This window comes from Pinirhizobacter soli (genome assembly GCF_015905305.1).
Lineage (GTDB): Bacteria > Pseudomonadota > Gammaproteobacteria > Xanthomonadales > Rhodanobacteraceae > Pinirhizobacter > Pinirhizobacter soli.
The window spans coordinates 357587-373341 of record NZ_JADZLQ010000003.1; the positions used below are offsets into that span (position 1 = coordinate 357587).

Annotated in this window: 13 protein-coding genes; 7 read left to right on the top strand and 6 right to left on the bottom strand. The window is 63.2% G+C overall.

Annotated features, from left to right (window positions below):
- Nucleotides 1–27 precede the first annotated feature (27 nt).
- Nucleotides 28–645 carry a hypothetical protein gene (locus NDK18_RS14980; RefSeq protein WP_250626218.1) on the top strand — a complete coding sequence of 206 codons (618 nt, stop codon included), beginning with the start codon at nt 28–30 and terminating at the stop codon, nt 643–645.
- Between the two features lie 536 nt (nt 646–1181).
- Here the strand turns inward: NDK18_RS14980 and NDK18_RS14985 are convergent.
- From NDK18_RS14985 to NDK18_RS15005, 5 genes are all read right to left on the bottom strand, one after another.
- On the bottom strand, nt 1182–1505 hold the full coding sequence (locus tag NDK18_RS14985; protein ID WP_250628223.1) for a hypothetical protein: 324 nt from the start codon (nt 1503–1505) through the stop codon (nt 1182–1184).
- 153 nt (nt 1506–1658) lie between these two features.
- Entirely contained in the window at nt 1659–2735 is a 1077-nt protein-coding gene (locus tag NDK18_RS14990; RefSeq protein WP_250626221.1) for a glycosyltransferase, read from the bottom strand.
- Between the two features lie 98 nt (nt 2736–2833).
- Complete coding sequence (locus NDK18_RS14995) at nt 2834–4033, bottom strand: O-antigen ligase family protein (RefSeq protein WP_250628224.1); 1200 nt, start codon at nt 4031–4033, stop codon at nt 2834–2836.
- A 73-nt stretch (nt 4034–4106) separates the two neighbouring features.
- Nucleotides 4107–6338, bottom strand: a complete 2232-nt coding sequence (locus tag NDK18_RS15000; RefSeq protein WP_250626223.1) for a S9 family peptidase — start codon at nt 6336–6338, stop codon at nt 4107–4109.
- A gap of 70 nt (nt 6339–6408) precedes the next feature.
- Nucleotides 6409–8538 carry a prolyl oligopeptidase family serine peptidase gene (locus NDK18_RS15005; protein WP_250626224.1) on the bottom strand — a complete coding sequence of 710 codons (2130 nt, stop codon included), beginning with the start codon at nt 8536–8538 and terminating at the stop codon, nt 6409–6411.
- A gap of 134 nt (nt 8539–8672) precedes the next feature.
- On the opposite strand from NDK18_RS15005, the gene NDK18_RS15010 reads away from it, so the two are divergent.
- The gene (locus NDK18_RS15010) at nt 8673–11060 is read left to right on the top strand and encodes a S9 family peptidase (RefSeq protein WP_250628225.1); all 2388 of its coding nucleotides are present in this window, start codon (nt 8673–8675) and stop codon (nt 11058–11060) included.
- 2 nt (nt 11061–11062) lie between these two features.
- Nucleotides 11063–11662, top strand: coding sequence for a LysE/ArgO family amino acid transporter (locus NDK18_RS15015; protein ID WP_250626226.1), 600 nt, complete (start codon nt 11063–11065; stop codon nt 11660–11662).
- Between the two features lie 50 nt (nt 11663–11712).
- Here the strand turns inward: NDK18_RS15015 and NDK18_RS15020 are convergent, their stop codons facing one another.
- Nucleotides 11713–12489 (bottom strand): AraC family transcriptional regulator, encoded by a 777-nt coding sequence (locus NDK18_RS15020; protein ID WP_250626227.1) that lies wholly within the window; start codon nt 12487–12489, stop codon nt 11713–11715.
- Nucleotides 12490–12830: 341 nt separating this feature from the next.
- On the opposite strand from NDK18_RS15020, the gene NDK18_RS15025 reads away from it, so the two are divergent.
- The 4 genes from NDK18_RS15025 (at nt 12831) to NDK18_RS15040 (ending at nt 15748) form a co-directional block, all read left to right on the top strand.
- Entirely contained in the window at nt 12831–13856 is a 1026-nt protein-coding gene (locus NDK18_RS15025; protein WP_250628226.1) for a M23 family metallopeptidase, read from the top strand.
- A 178-nt stretch (nt 13857–14034) separates the two neighbouring features.
- A complete protein-coding gene (locus NDK18_RS15030; protein WP_250628227.1) occupies nt 14035–14832 on the top strand; it encodes a DUF899 domain-containing protein in 798 nt (265 codons plus the stop codon).
- Nucleotides 14833–14961: 129 nt separating this feature from the next.
- A complete protein-coding gene (locus NDK18_RS15035; protein WP_250626230.1) occupies nt 14962–15213 on the top strand; it encodes a hypothetical protein in 252 nt (83 codons plus the stop codon).
- Between the two features lie 76 nt (nt 15214–15289).
- A complete protein-coding gene (locus tag NDK18_RS15040; protein ID WP_250626231.1) occupies nt 15290–15748 on the top strand; it encodes a MarR family winged helix-turn-helix transcriptional regulator in 459 nt (152 codons plus the stop codon).
- The last annotated feature ends 7 nt before the right edge of the window (nt 15749–15755 follow it).

Here is a 15755-nt window from a genome sequence, read left to right on the forward strand (position 1 = left end):
TGCTTTGGTAGGTTAAAATACAGTCGTATGGGAAAGATCATTCAGTTGAAGACCAACGGCCAGCGGGCCGGCCTGCGTGAAGCGCAGGACAACCGCCAGCTCGTTCGGTTGTGGCGCGGCGAACTCGAACACGGCAGCTTCTGCGGCTATGTGGGCGGTGTCGGCCGTGAATTCTTCCTGCTGTGGGTCGTCGGCGACGGCATCAGCTATGACGGCATGTACGTCATGCGCCACAGGGATGTCACCGAACTGGAAGTCCCCGACAAGCACCACACCTTCCTCGAGAAGGCCCTGGCATTGAAGGGCATCAGCCCGACACCGCCGGCGGTCTTCCCGCTGGACGACATCGGCCAGGTGGTCCGTGCGGCCAGCGCCAACGCGCCCGTCATCGGCGTGCATGTGGACAGCGAGGAAGACACCGAGGTCTGCTATATCGGCCGCGTGGTGAGCTACGAGGAAGACGGCTTCAACATGCAGGAAATCACCCCCGACGCCGAATGGCTGAGCGAAGCGTCGTTCTTCGCCTGGGATGAAATCTCCACCATCAGCATCGAGGATGCCTACGCCACGTCACTGCTCGCGGTAGCGGGAGATCCCCCGCCGCTTGAACAAGGTGACTCCGGCGGCGTCGGCCGCGTGCACTAGACGCGAGCAAAAAAGAGCCACCGGTGGGAAAGCCGCCGCGCCTTTTTGCTGCGGCAACCCTTGTCAGAAGTCGTACGACGCCGACAGACGGACGAAGCGCGGTGCCTCGAAGTAATTGCCCATGCTATAGGTGTTGGACACCGAGTACGGGTCGGTTTCGTACGTGTAATCCGACTGGCGTTCCTTGCGCTATTCCATCAGCGTGGCGGCATCCCAATCCTGCGTCTTGGAAACGTCGGTTGCCGACGCGATAGCGTCCCGAGGCGTCCACCGGCACTTGGCGGGCGACGCCCAGGAGACGTCAGATATTTCTTGATTGGTTATCAGCGTGTCCAGGGTTCACTATCGCCAGGAGCTCACTCAGCCTGGCCAAGGGGTTGGACCATCGTAGCCCCGCATCTAGACGCGGTTGACGCAGAATCCAAACGCGGCGAGTGCGTCGTGCGGCTCCCCCGGTACTCGATTTGCCGGGACGATTCCACACATCCGCGACGCACTCGCCCCCACAGAAAGCAAGGAACTTTAGTCACCAAGTCTTAGCATTGGTAATAGCCATAGTTGGGCTCCTCGGCGATGTCTATCTCCCACTGACACCAGTGCGTCGCTCGAAATGCTTCAGGCGAGGGAGTGGGAAAAAATCCGACACTGCAAGGGATGACGAAGTGCTGGCTGTAAGGGGTTACTTCACCCTCCATGAATTCGCCGCTTGGACAGTCATACTCATGCTGTCCAACCTGCCATGTTTTCGTCGCATCCGAGAAGTACACGTCCACGAGCATATTCGCCCGTCCAGCCATGGCCGAAATGCTGGTTCCAGAGAGGCAAAGACCCACAACCACCGCAGCAATTTTCGTATTCATTTGGCTTTCCCCATATGCGACCGAACGGTCGCAAGAAAAAGCTAACACGACAGTATTTTGCGAAGGTTGTAGGGTTTACCTGATTTCATGTGAAGATAAATTCACACAAAGCAATAAGGGTTCAGAGTAATTACTCTGAACCCCGCCCCGACTTCAGGCCCGCAGATTGCAGGCGTCGCCGATGATCGCAGGTAGCGTCACGCGGAAGCGGTGGTCATTGGCGCGGTACCAGGCGCGGGCATTGCTGCCGATGGCCTGCACTTCGGTGTCGCTCATGGCAATGGCACGCTCGACCGCCCGTTCCATGGCTGTTTCGTCGAAGTAATACGTGGTGGCCAGGCCCTGGCTGCCCGTGCCCTGATGGTCGATCAGGATGCCCCGTTCGGCGTTGACGAACTCATTCATCGGCGCCGCGTCGAGCGTCATGGTAACGGCGCCCACGCACAGCGCCTCGCACAGGTAATGACCGAAACCTTCGGTTTCCGACGGGCACAGATGGAAAATGTGCTCGTTCTGCATCTGCACGAGATCTTCTTCATCCACGTAGCCAACCACGTGGTTGATATTGGCCGCCGTGCTTATGCGGGTGGCGATGTCCGGATGCTGCACCACGGTAAGCCGCGGCCATTCCGGATGACGCTCCCACAGGGCCAGCAGGCGGTCGGTACCTTTCATTCGGCTGCGGCCGCCCAGGTGGAAAAACGCACGCTGGCGGGTGATATGGCGGCGCAGGCGCTCGGCATTGGTAAAACCGATCAGGGCCGTTTCGCAACCTAAGTCGCTGAAGATCGACTGCGCGTGCTGTGTCTTGCACAGCACGGTGTCCACGCCCTGCAACTGGGGCAGGCGGCGGCGCGGGAACCATTCGGGGTTGGGGATGAAGACATTGCGCCGTGCCAGGCGCATGTAGTCCGGCCGCAGGTGCTCGACCATGATGTTGAGGTCGAACTGGGGCGAGGGCACCTTGTTCTGCATCCAGTGCAGCACCCGGCGCGCCTGCATGACATGCGACCGACCGAAAGGACGGGCACGGCTGCGCTTGAAGAGCGTCATGGTGACCCGGCATCCAGCTTCGGAAAGCACTTCATTGAGAAGCCGCAAGTCACGACTCAAGCCCACGCCATTGTCCCAGCCCAGTAGATTCACATGGGCACCGAACAGCGGCGCCGGGATCCTGTCCGGATCGATGACGCGCGCGCTGGATTGGCTGATGGGTGCGACTGCCGACATTGAATGGTCCTGAAATTCCAGTTTCGCATCCCTGCGCTTGTCAGCATGCCCTGACAGCATGATGACGAAGTTTCGACTTCATGTCATTAAATAAATATTTAACTTGAAGCACTTGCAGGTTCTTGCGGTTCCGTCGGGGATGGCAATACCAGCGCCGCGCCAATGGCAAGCGGCAACCAGGTGAGCAGCCATTCCGGCCGGGGACTCATCAACAGGGCGGGTCCATCCAGTTGCAGGGCTACGGTGGAAAACACCCATAGTCCCAACACGATGCGTCCAAGCGGGTCGTGCCTGTAGGTCCAGCCTCGACGCAACAGGAGAAACCATGCGACGAGCCAGCAAAGTAATGCCGGCACCCCTAGTTCTATGGCGAGGTTGGTGAACAGGTTGTGACTGTGAGTCCACGATTGAGTGCCGATGGTTATCGTGTACGGCGTATCCAGACCTAAACCCCTGAACGGCCGTTCATGAATCATCGCCTGGGCCTGCTCCCAGATCTGAGGCCGATACGAAACTCCGCGGGCTTCGAGGATTCTTCGGCCCAGGATGAGGGCCACCACGCCTCCCACCACGGCCAGGGCGCTGCTGGCCAGCCCTTTCCGGCTGCGATCGAACAGCGGCATCACCAGCATCACCACGAAAACGGCAAGCCAGGTGCCGCGGCTCAAAGTAAGCCCGGCGAACGCCAGCAGGCAGCCAAGGCTCAATAGCCAAAGGATTTGCTCCCAGCGGCGCGTCGGCGGCAACTGGAACAGCCACACGGCCACCGCGCCCATCACGTATCCGGAGAGATTGGGGCCATCGAGCATGGCAAAACCGGTGATCCGGTCGGGAAAGTCGGTATGGCGATAGGGAAAGGCAAGCATCGCCGCCAGCGCGCCGGCCGCCATGGCATACCCGGCCAGCCGCAACAGGTTGCGCGCTGCATCTTCGCCCCGGGCGGCCACCCAGAACAACCAGCCAAGCAGGAACCCGGCGACCTGTAGCGGGATCTTCACCCGTTCGGCGACGTGATTGCCGCCGGCCCAGGCCAGCGACACGCACGACCAGGCCAATAGCGCCAGCACCAGGATCAATTCAGGGGTATCACGCACGCAACGGACCACCCATGCGCCACGGCGTATCGCCAGCCACAAGGCGGGAGCGAACAGCAGCACGGTGACCACGTTGTGGTACCAGGAGCTTGCATTGGTCGGGCTGGGCGTCAACGCCACGCCGACGATCAACCAGAAAAGGCCCAGCCCGATCAGGGCGATGGGCCAACCGTGCCGCAAGGCCGGATAAGAAGCTACCGACATCCCAAGCCCCGCGCATATCCAGGAAACGGACGGGCACTATAGCCCGTCATCCATGCGCGGAGCGTTTGGCCGTTTAGTGGGCGTTCTTGATCGTGGTCTCGAAGAAATTCGCGATCAGGTGAAAAACGTGCGCCTTCTGGCCGGGCAAGGCCAGGCCGTGCTTGCCACCGGGATAAGTCATCAGCTGGAACTGCGTGCCGCGTTTCTGCAGTGCCGCCATGAGCTCGGTGGAATTGAGGAACAGCACGTTGTCGTCGGCCATGCCGTGCACCAGGTACAGCGGCGAGGTGAGGCCGTCGAGCCAGTCGAAGGGCGCGCTCTTCTTGTAGCCCTCGGCATTGTCCTGGGGACGGTCGAGGTAGCGCTCGGTGTAGAAGGTGTCGTAGAGCTTCCAGTCGGTCACCGGGGCCACCGCCACGCCGCCGGCCAGTTCCTTCGAACCCTTCGCCAGCATCATGGTGGTCATGTAGCCGCCGTAGCTCCAGCCGAATACGCCGATGCGCTTGCCATCCACCCAAGGCTGGGACTTCAACCATTTCACGCCGGCGAGCTGGTCCTCGACCTCGGCCACGCCCAGGGTGCGGTAGATCACGTCGGAGAACTTCCGGCCGCGCCGCTCCATGCCGCGGTTGTCCAGGGTGAACACGATGAAGCCCTGCTGCGCCATGTACTGGGCGAAGTAGTCACCCGTGCCGCGGTCGTCGCCCCAGCCACGCGCCACCATCTGCGCCGTCGGGCCGCCGTAATAGGTATCGAACACCGGGTACTTCTTGGACGGGTCGAAGTCCTTCGGCTTGTAGACCTTGTAGTAGAGGTCCTGGCCATCGCTGGCCTTGATGCTGCCGAAGGTCGGCTGCACCAGGTCGTCCTTGTACTTCCACAGGGGGTGGTGCTCGTCCACCTTGTTCTCTTCGATCCAGGTGACGAAGCTGCCGTCGTTCTTGCGGATGGATACCTGCAGGGGCGTGGTGGGATTCGAATACCCGTCGATGTAGAAGCCGGCGTCCTTGGAGAATTCCACATGGTGGGAACCGTCGCCCTGGCTGACGCGCGTGGGCTTTTCCGCGGTGCTGCCATCGAGCTTGAGCGAATACACCTGGCGATCGGGTACGAAGTCGAAGTTGGAGCTCACATAGGCCAGGCCTGCCTTTTCATCCACCGCAAGCAGATCGTCGAGGTTCCAGTCGCCCTTGCTGATGGCGTGCTTGAGCTTGCCGTCGATGCCATAGAGATACAGGTGGTGGTAACCGCTGCGCTCGGAACCCCACACGAACGACTGGTTGTCGTCGATGAACTTCAGGTCGTCCAGCACATTGATCCACGTCTTGCTGTGCTCGCTCACCAGCGTGCGCTGGGCCAGCGTTTTTGCGTCGACGATCTTCAGGTCCAGCTGGTGCTGGCTGCGCGGCATCACCTGGTAGGTCACGTGCGCGCTATCGGGCACCCATTCCACGCGGACAAGATAAATGTCCTTGTCCTTGCCCAGGTCGATCCAGCGGGCTTCGCCGCCGGTGGGCGCCACCAGGCCCAGCTGCACTTCGACGTTCGGATCGCCCGCGGCGGGGTAGCGCTGCTCGATCACCTCGGTGCGATCGGCATAGAGCTCGGTGCGCTTGGTCACCGGTACGTTTTTCTCGTCGAAACGCTCGAACGCGATGGTCGAATCGTCCGGCGCCCACCAGTAGCCGGTGAAGCGGTGCATTTCTTCCTGGGCGACGAATTCGGCCTCGGCGTTGTGCACCGTGCCCTTGCCGTCATGGGTGAGCTGGGTCGCCTTGCCGGTGGCGATATCGATCACGAAGAGGTTCTGGTCGCGCACGTACGAGACGAACTTCCCTTTCGGGGAAATCTTCGGGTCGATCGGGTCGTCGCCGGTAGCCAGTTCGTGCGGCTGGGCCGAAGCCACGTCGTACAGGTACAGCTTGCCGCCGATGGGGAACAGCAGGGCCTTTCCATCGGGCGACCACTGGTAGCTGATGATGCCCTTCAGGCCCGCGGTGCGGGAGCGCTCGCGGCGGGCTTTCTCTTCATCGGAGAGTTCCTTGGCCTTCGGCTCGATCTTCTTCGAATCCACCAGCAACCGCGTGGTGTGGTCCTTGATGTTGTATTCCCACAGGTCCAGCTGGAACTGGTCGTCGGCCTTGGCGCGCAGGAAGGTCACCCGCGTGCCGTCCGGGGAGATCTTCAGGCCGCGCGGCGTGGGGCCGCCCAGGTTGCCGCCGTCGAAGATGCGTTCGATGGTGAGCTTTTCAGCGGACACGGGCAGGGCAACCACCATCAGGGCAGCAAGGACGAGGGCACGCATGGGGTACTCCGGAAGGTGAGGCAAGCCTCCATTAGAGCCTCTTGGGGCTCCGGACGCGAACCGCCAAAAGTCATGGGCTGGAGGGTGCCGGGGTGGCCTCGGACAAGCCCAGTTCCCCGGCGAAGAAGGTAAGGGCAAGGGCGGCATCACCCACCCGCTGGCTGAAGGGGGCGCCGATGCCATGGCCGGCGTTCATCCGGGTCAGCAGCAGGATCGGCTGCCCGGAGGTGGTGGCGTCCTGCAGGGCGGCGGTGAACTTGCGCGACTGCCATGGCGCCACGCGCGGATCGTTGCCGCCGGTGGTCATCAGCACCGCCGGGTACTTCGTGCCTTTTTTCACGCGCTGCAGGGGGGAATAGGCCAGCGTGGCCTTCGCCTGGGCGGGATCGGCCACCGTGCCGTATTCGCTGATGTTGTAGGGACCATTGGCGAAGGCGGTTTCGTGGCGGGGTACGTCGTAAATGCCTACCTGGGCCACCACGGCGCGATAGGCCTCCGGGTGCTGGGTGAGCGCCGCGCCCATCAGCAGGCCGCCGTTGCTGCCGCCGCGGATGCCCAGGTGCGCGGCATCGGTCCAGCCGGTGCTCACCAGCGCCTGCGCCGCGGCATGGAAGTCGTCGAAGACATTCTGCTTGTTGAGCTTTTGTCCCTCGGCGTGCCAGTCCTGGCCGAACTCGTTGCCACCGCGGATGTTGGCGTAGGCCAGCACGCCGCCGCGCTCGAGCCACGCCAGGTTCGAGCCGATGAAACCCGGGGTGATGGGAATATCGAAGCCGCCGTAGCTATACAGGATGGTCGGCCTCCGGCCATTGGCGTCGATGCCCTTCATCGAGATCACCGTGACCGGGATCGCCGTGCCGTCCTTGGAAAGCCCCTGCACGCGCTGCACCTGGACGTTGCTGTAGTCGGCGGCGGGCTTGACCTCGAAGACGTTCGCCAAGCTGCCTGCCTGGCCGTCGTATTCCACCCAGCGTGGCGGGGCGGTCCAGCCGGTATAGCTGATGAGTGCCTTGGCCTGGCCGGCCTCGGCTGCCACGGCGCCCACGGTGATGCCGGTCTCGGGCAGGGGCAGGCGGCGAACCAGTTTCGCCTGGGCGTCGTATTGCTCGGCCCACCAGTCCGGACCCCAGCTGCGGATGGCGAGGAAGCCGTCGGCGAACGGCGTTACCCCCTGCAGCGCGCCCTTGCCCTGGGCCAGCACCGGCTGCACCGCGCCTTCGCCGTCGATCGCCAGCAACTTGCCGCGGGGCGCACCTTCGAAGCTTTCCACGTACAGCTTCTCGCCCACCCAGTGCGCGCCGCGCACATTGGCCTGGTGGCCGAGCACGCGGTTGAACGCATTGCCCTGCTTCAGGAAAACCTCGGCTGCGCCGCCGTCGCCTTCGTTGGCGAGCACGGCCACCTTGCCCTCCGGCGACTGCATCAGGATGTATTCGGCCACCTTGGAATAACCCTGGCCGAAGACGACCTGATCACTGGCCGGATCGCGGCCCATGGCGTGATGGGCCAGCACGGCGTCGAACTGGCGCACCTGCTGACCCGGGGGTGGAGGCGCGAAGCGGACGTAAGTCAGGCCCTTTTCGTCCTTGTCCCAGGCCACGCCCTGAGGCGTGGTGCCGCCGCCAGCCCAGGGCAGGCTGTCGGGGAGGGTCTTGCCGTTGGTGGTGTCCAGAACGTGCAAAGTGGTCAGCTCGCTGCCGCCTTCGGCCGTGCCGTAGGCAAGGTAGCGGCCACTAGGCGAGGGCCAGTAGCCGGTCATGGCGGTGCCGCCGCCGTTGGCATTCAGATCCACCAGCACCCGCGGCTCGCCCTTCGGCCATGCCTGCGCCATCAGCACCGGCTGGGACTGCGGCGGCGTGTGCTGCATGAAGAACAGCGTGCCGCCGGCAAGCGTGGGCCCGGAGCGCGTGGTGGAGGTGATCGACAGCTGCTTGACCCGCTCGGTCAGCGACTTGCCCGCTTCAATCGCGGCGATGGTCTTCTCGGTATAGGCGTTCTGCGCCTCGATCCAGGATTTCACTTCCTGGTTGCTGCCGTCTTCCAGCCAGCGCCAGGGGTCGTCCACCGACTGCCCCGCCAGGGTTTCGTGCACCGGATGCTTCGCCGTCGGCGGGGGCAGGTTCGCGGCAGCACGTTCGACGGCATGGGCCTGGCCGGCAAGGGCGAAGGCGAGGGCGCAGGCAAGTACGGCTGGGCGCATGGCGGGATTCATGGTCGGAAGGAGGCACGAAGACTACGCCTGCGGGCACGGGGCCGTGCACCCCGACCTCCGGCGCTTGCGGCGCACGTGGGCTTGGCTATGCTTCAAGGTTTGGCCCGAAGGTTCTTTTCGCCATGCGTCCGATGCTGATCGCCCTCCTCGCCGCCTTCGCCGTTGGCCGCGCTTACGCCGCGCCGCTGGACATGGAAACGATCATGGCCGATCCGGACTGGATCGGGCCGCCGGTGGAGAAGCCCTACTTCTCGGTGGACGGCAGCAGCATTTATTACCTGCTCAAGCACGACGGCAACAAGGTGCGCGACCTCTGGCGTGTGCCCGTGCAGGGCGGTGCGCCGCTCATGCTGGACGCCGCCGCCCAGGCCCAGGCCGATGGTGATCCGGTGTTCGACAAGGCCCATGCGCATGCGGCCTTCATCCGCCATGGCGACGTTTTCTGGCGCGACCTCGGCAACGGGCGCACGATGCAGGTCACGCGCACCGACGATGGCGAGATATCGCCGCGCTTCATGGCCGACGGACGGCTGCAATACCGCGGTGGCGATGATTGGTACATCTACGATCCGCGCTCGGGTATCTCGGCAAAAGCCGCAACGATCAAACTCGGTGACGATCCCGACCAGCGCAAAGACGACAGCCTCACCGATGAGCAGCTGAAGATTTTCTCCACCCTGCGCGGCATCCGCGCCGACAAGGATGCGCAGCACGCGCAGGATCGCGCACTGGACGCTGCCGATGCCACGCGCGCCGGCCGGCCGTTCTACCTGGGCAAGTCGGTGGCGATCGTCGATACCACGTTATCGCCCGACGGCCGCTGGATGCTGGTGGTGACCAAGCCCAAGGGCCACGACGACGGCACGGCGCCGAAAATCACTCATTACGTGACCGAATCCGGATATCCGGAACCGGAGGACGCGCGCACCTACGTCGGCCGCAACGACGGCGCGCCGCAGTCGCTGGTACTGCTGGACCTATCCCGCCACGCCAGCTTCAACCTCAAGACCGACGCCCTGCCCGGCATCAAGGACGATCCGCTGGCGGAGCTGCGCGCCAAGGCCATCGCGCGACTGCGCAAGGCCGGCAAGGACGACGAAGCCGATGCGCTGAAGGCACCGGCGGTGCGTCCGGTTTATGTGAACAGCGAATTCGGGCCGGGAGTGGTGTGGAGCGACGATGGCCAGAATGTGGGCATCCAGTTGCGCGCCTATGACAACAAGGATCGCTGGATCGCTAGCGTCGATTTCTCCTCGCATGCCCTGGTAAGCCAGCATCGCCTCACCGACAAGGCCTGGGTGAACTGGAACTTCAACGACTTCGGCTGGCTGAAGGACGGCCGCACCTTGTGGTACCTGAGCGAGGAAACCGGTTATTCCCAGCTGTACACCAAGCCCGTGGGCGGCAAGGCCACCGCGTTGACCACCGGCAAGTTCGAAGTGAGCCATCCGGCGCTCAGCCCGGACGGGCGCAGCTTCTTCGTGCGCTCCAACCGCGAGGCGCCAACCAGCTACGACATCTACCGCGTGCCGGTGGGTGGCGGCTCGATGGAGCAGGTGACGCACTTCAAGGGCATGGACGACTTCGCGTTGTCCGGCGACGGCAAGCGCCTGGCGGTGTTGCATTCATCGTCTTATGTACCTAGCCAGCTGGCGGTGGTGGATGTTAGTGGCGGCACGCCGCGGGAACTTACCGACACGCGCAAGCCGGGCTACAAGGCCATGCAGTGGGTGGAGCCCAAGATCGTCCAGGTGCCCTCCAGCCATGGCGCTGGCACGATCTACGCGAAGTACTACGCCGCGCCCGGAGCCGACGTGGCCTCACGACCGGCCGTGATCTTCGTGCACGGTGCCGGCTACCTGCAGAACGTGCACCAGTCGTTCCCGGCGTATTTCCGCGAGCAAATGTTCCACAACCTGCTGGTGCAGCGCGGCTATGTGGTGCTGGACATGGACTACCGCGCGTCGGAAGGCTACGGCCGCGACTGGCGTACGGCGATCTACCGCAACATGGGCCATCCGGAACTGGAAGACCTGCTTGACGGCAAGGCATGGCTGGTAAAGGAACAACATGTCGATGCACATCGTGTGGGCATCTATGGCGGCAGCTACGGCGGCTTCATGACCTTGATGTCGCTGTTCCGCGCGCCCGGTGAATTTGCCGCCGGCGCTGCGCTGCGCCCGGTGACTGACTGGTCCAGCTACGACCAGGAATACACCTCCGACATCCTCAACGATCCGCAGATCGATCCTGAGGCATACACCACCAGTTCGCCCATCTACTATGCCGACCAGCAGCGCGACCCGCTATTGATCATGCATGGCCTGATCGACGACAACGTGATGGCCAGCGATTCCATTCGCCTGTACCAGCGGCTGGTCGAATTGCACAAGAAGGATTTCTGGATCTCGCTGTACCCTATGGAGCGCCACACCTTCGTGCATGCGGATTCCTGGCACGATGAATACCGGCGCATCGACGAGCTATTCCACGACAAACTGGGCCAGTAGGCATGGATGCGGCAATCGCGGGTTTCGCCCTGAGTTTTTCGCTGATCCTGGCCATCGGCGCGCAGAACGCGTTCGTGTTGCGCCAGGGCCTGCGCCGCGAGCACGTGTTCTGGGTGTGCCTGGTGTGTGCATTGTCCGACGCCATCTTGATCGCAGCCGGCGTGCTGGGCTTTGCCAGCGTGATCGATCGCGTGCCATGGATCGTTCAGGTGATGCGCTGGGTGGGCGCGGCATTCCTTTTCATTTATGGCGCGCGCAGTTTCTTTACCGCCTGGCACTCGCACGGCGCGCTCTCGCCGGCCGATGCGCCGCCGCGCAAACTGGCGGCGACGCTGGCGGTGTGCCTGGCTCTCACCTGGCTCAACCCGCACGTCTACCTCGATACGCTATTCCTGATCGGCTCGATCTCCACGCAGTTCCCGGGACAGCACCTTCCGTTCGCCCTGGGCGCCATGCTGGCATCACTGGTGTTCTTCTTCGCGCTCGGTTACGGCTCGTCCCTGCTGCGCCCCGTGTTCGCCAAGCCCCGCGCCTGGCAGGTGCTGGAAGTGATCATCGGCGTGGTGATGTGGGTGATCGCGGCGAAGCTGTTGCTGGGCTAACCAACTTTGCCGCGTCGACTGCGCGCATCTAATGAGAGTTGACGCCGGGACTACGCAGCGAAGTAACGTCCTGGCGGCGTGCCGTAGGCCTTGCGGAACATCGCCACGAAGGCGCTGACGGTGGCGTAGCCAAGCGCGTCGGCCACGTCGCTTACGCGCATGCCACGCGCCAGGTGTTCCAGCGCGCGCGACAGCTTCGCCTGTTGCCGCCATTGGGTGAAGCTGCAGCCGGTTTCGTCGCGGAACAGACGGGTAAGCGTACGCGTGGATACGCCGCTGGCTTGCGCCCACTCGTCGACGCCTCGGGAGTCGTCGGGATGCTCGATGATGGTGGTGGCCATTTTCTGCAGTCGCCGGTCGGTCGGCATGGGCAGGTGCATGGGTTCTTCTGGTGCACGGCGGATCTCATCCACCAGCACGGCCATCAAGCGTTGTTGCTCGTCGCTGAGTTCCGCCTGGTCGGTCCAGCTGCTGGCGCGCAGCACCAGTGAACGCGTCAATTCGTTTACCCCTACCACGCAGGCGTGATCGGGAAGGCAGTGGGCCATGTGCGGGGCTACGAACAGGCCCCAGCCACGGCTTGGCCCGGTGATACGGATGGTGTGCTCGGCGCCCGGCGGCATCCAGCCGGCGCGGCCGGGTGGCAGCATCCATGAACCCTGCCGTGTTTCGGAGACGAAGAGCCCGCGTTCGACGTAGAACAGCTGACCGCGCACGTGGCTGTGCCATCCCTTCTCCATGATGGGGAGGTCGCCTTCGGCCTGGTAGGCAATCAGCGGTGGCCCGTCGGCGCGTTCGAGTGCATCGAGAAGATCGGGGTGGAGCATGTCGTTGGTCGAGCAACCTTGTCTAGGTTTACCAAAGTATAGGGAGAATCCCTTATATATCGATAACGAGTTTGTATTTTCGTTCGATCGTCGTACGTTGGGTTTGAAGTGATGCCACGACAAGGTTGACTTCAGGCACTGGCGCCAGGGCTTGCGCGTTGACCATGCTTCGAATCCGGTCGAACAAAGGCGTGGCAATGGCTGGCTTATTGCAAGGTGCAGAAAAACGTCGTGCGGCCGGGCGTATCGGTGCCCTCGCCGTTGTTATTTTCGCGACGTCCGGCTTCGTCCATGCGGCACCGTCGACCATACGCCAATCGTTCGACATCCAGGTGCCGTGGGTGCCCCAGCCCGCCGTGCTCGGCGACAAAACCGAACTTGTGTACGAACTGCAGCTGACCAACTTTTCCGAAGATGTCCTTCAGCTGGAAAGTGTCGATGCGCTGGATGTGGCGACCGGCAACGCCCTGGGCCACCTGGACGGCAAGGCGCTGGATGACGCAGTCGGACAGGTGCAGTCCCTGCCGGCGAAGCGATCCGTCGCACCAGGCGGACACGCCACGATCTACGTCTCGCTGCCGGCGCCAACGGGCGAAGTGGCCATCAAGCACCGGATCGAATACTCGGTTGCGGGAACGACGCAGCATTTCACCGTGGAGGGCGGCAGGTTCACGCCGCGCCAGGCAGACCCGGTGGCGCTGGGTCCACCTTTGCGCGGCGGTCCATGGGTGGCGATCTACGATGCCTCGTGGGCGCGTGGCCACCGCCGCGTGCTCTATGCGGTGGACGGCACCTTGCACCTGCCCGGCCGCTTCGCCATCGACTGGATCAAGGTCGACGCCAACGGTGCGCACGCCAGTGGCGACGGCAGCAAGCCCGCCAGCTGGTTCAGCTATGGCGTGGATGTGCTTGCGGTGGCCGACGCCACCGTGGTCGCGACACGCGATAACGTTGCCGAGCCAGGCGTGGTGGCACCCGGGCCTTCACGCGTGCCCATCGGGGACGCCACCGGTAACTATGTGGCGCTTGACCTCGGCGATGGACGCTTTGTTTTCTTCGAGCATTTGAAGCCTGGCAGCGTGCGCGTGCATCCGGGGCAGCACGTGCACCGCGGCGATGTGATTGGCAAGCTTGGGTTTACCGGCCAATCCACTGGCCCGCACCTGCACATGCATGTCGCCGATGCCAACGTGCCCCTAGCGGCTGAAGGGCTTCCCTATGCCATGGAGGGATTTCAGGTGGATGGGAAATTCCCGTCGATCGAAGCGTTCGGCAGCAACCAGGCCTGGACGCATGATGTTGCACGCAGGCGGACACCGGGCATGCCCGGCCCTCTGGAAGTAGTGACCTTCATCCAGCAGCCGTAGCCTCCGGCGGTATTCGCCGACGCATTCGACCGAACGCCCGTGACTGTCAACCTGACGGTGGACGGCATGGATGACCACTGGGGAATCACGCCGCGCTTGTTACTCTCATCATTTGGTGTGCAGCGCCAAAACTATCTCTCGACTATGGGAATTCACCCAGATTCGGAGGTTTATCGCCATGACCACGTCGGACAAGAACGAAAAGAACTGCGCGCAACCTGCCATGCACACTCCGCCGGTGCTGTCGCCGCAAGCTTGGGAAGACGCACGTCAGCAAATGCTGGAGAAGGAAAAGGCGCATTCGAAAGCCCGTGATGTCCTGGCCGCCGAGCGTCGGCGCATGCCGTGGATGGCGGTTGAGGAAACCTATGCATTCGAAGGACCCCGAGGCCGGGTGAGCTTGCGCGAACTCTTCGAAGGCCGTCGCCAGCTGATCGTCTACCGCGCGTTCTTCGAAGCTGGCGTATTCGGCTGGCCCGATCACGCCTGCCGCGGCTGCTCGATGGTGGCCGACCAGGTCGCCCACGTCGCGCATCTCAACGCCCGCGACACCACCCTGGTATTCGTTTCTCGCGCGCCGCAGGTTGACATCGCCAGGCTCAAAGCGCGGATGGGCTGGGACATTCCCTGGTTCACCCTCACCGATGGCTTCGACGCCGACTTCGGCGTGGACGAATGGCACGGCACCAACGTGTTCTATCGCGATGACGACAACCGCATCTTCCGCACGTACTTCATCAACAACCGCGGCGACGAGCAGATGGGCGGCACCTGGAACTACCTGGACATCACGCCGCTGGGGCGCCAGGAGGTCTGGGAAGATTCACCCGAAGGTTATCCGCAGACCCCGACGTACAAGTGGTGGAACTGGCACGACAACTATGCCGAAGGCGCAGCACCCGACAGGAAATGGGTGGAAGTATCCGATGCCGGCGAGGCCGCATTCCGCAACCAGGAAGATGACACGCGGGCCTGAGTCTCGAACTTGGCCGATTTACGACATAACTTGGCCGCGCACCGATATCAGAACATCCACAGACGAGCGTAGCCTTTGCGACGCTCACCCGTCGGCAAGCACCCGCGTCCCCACCGAAGGATGGTCTTGATGAATGTCCTGCACATGCCGGCTCGAGAGCCGGCTCCCGACGTCGAGGCATTGGCGACCTTCGTCGCCTGCGCCCACGCCATGCTCGATCCCTCCACGCCCGAGGCGACCCGCCGCGCCGTGGAAGCCCGCCTGCTGGCGCAATTGCCAACGGTAAAGGCCCTCGGCCTGTTCGAACTCTTCGATGTGCGCGATCCGGCCCTCGGCCAGCTGATTGCCGACGAACTGGAGGTTGGCGCCAACGCTCGCTGAATGCTGCGTTGCAACAACTAGCTGACGAAAATATATTTGCCTTGACAATTATATTTTCGGCAATAGAATACGCGGCATGAGTTCTCCATCCTGCCCCTACACCCCCGAAATGGACAGCATCGGCCAGCTAATCGCCATGGTCCGGGGCGAGCTGGTACGAGGCCTGGAGCGGGCCCTGGCCGAGCTGGGAATGGACCTGCGCTACACCCAGTTCCTGGTAATCAAGCGTTTGGCCGCCTGTGGCCCGATGTCGGCCACGGAGTTGGCGCGGGCCTCGGAAATGGACGGCGGGGCCATGACGCGCTTGCTCGACCAGCTCGAGGCCAAGGGGTACCTGCGCCGGCGTCCGCATGAACAGGACCGCCGAGCCTTGCGTATCGAGCTTACCGAGGCCGGCGAAGCGATCTGGACCCATATGAGCACCGCCCACAAGGCGATGCTGGAAGAGGCGCAGCGCGACCTTTCCTCCGAAGAACGCGTACAGCTTCGTGATTACCTGCAGCGCATGCTTGGCGTGCTCCGCGACAAAGACTGAATCTCTG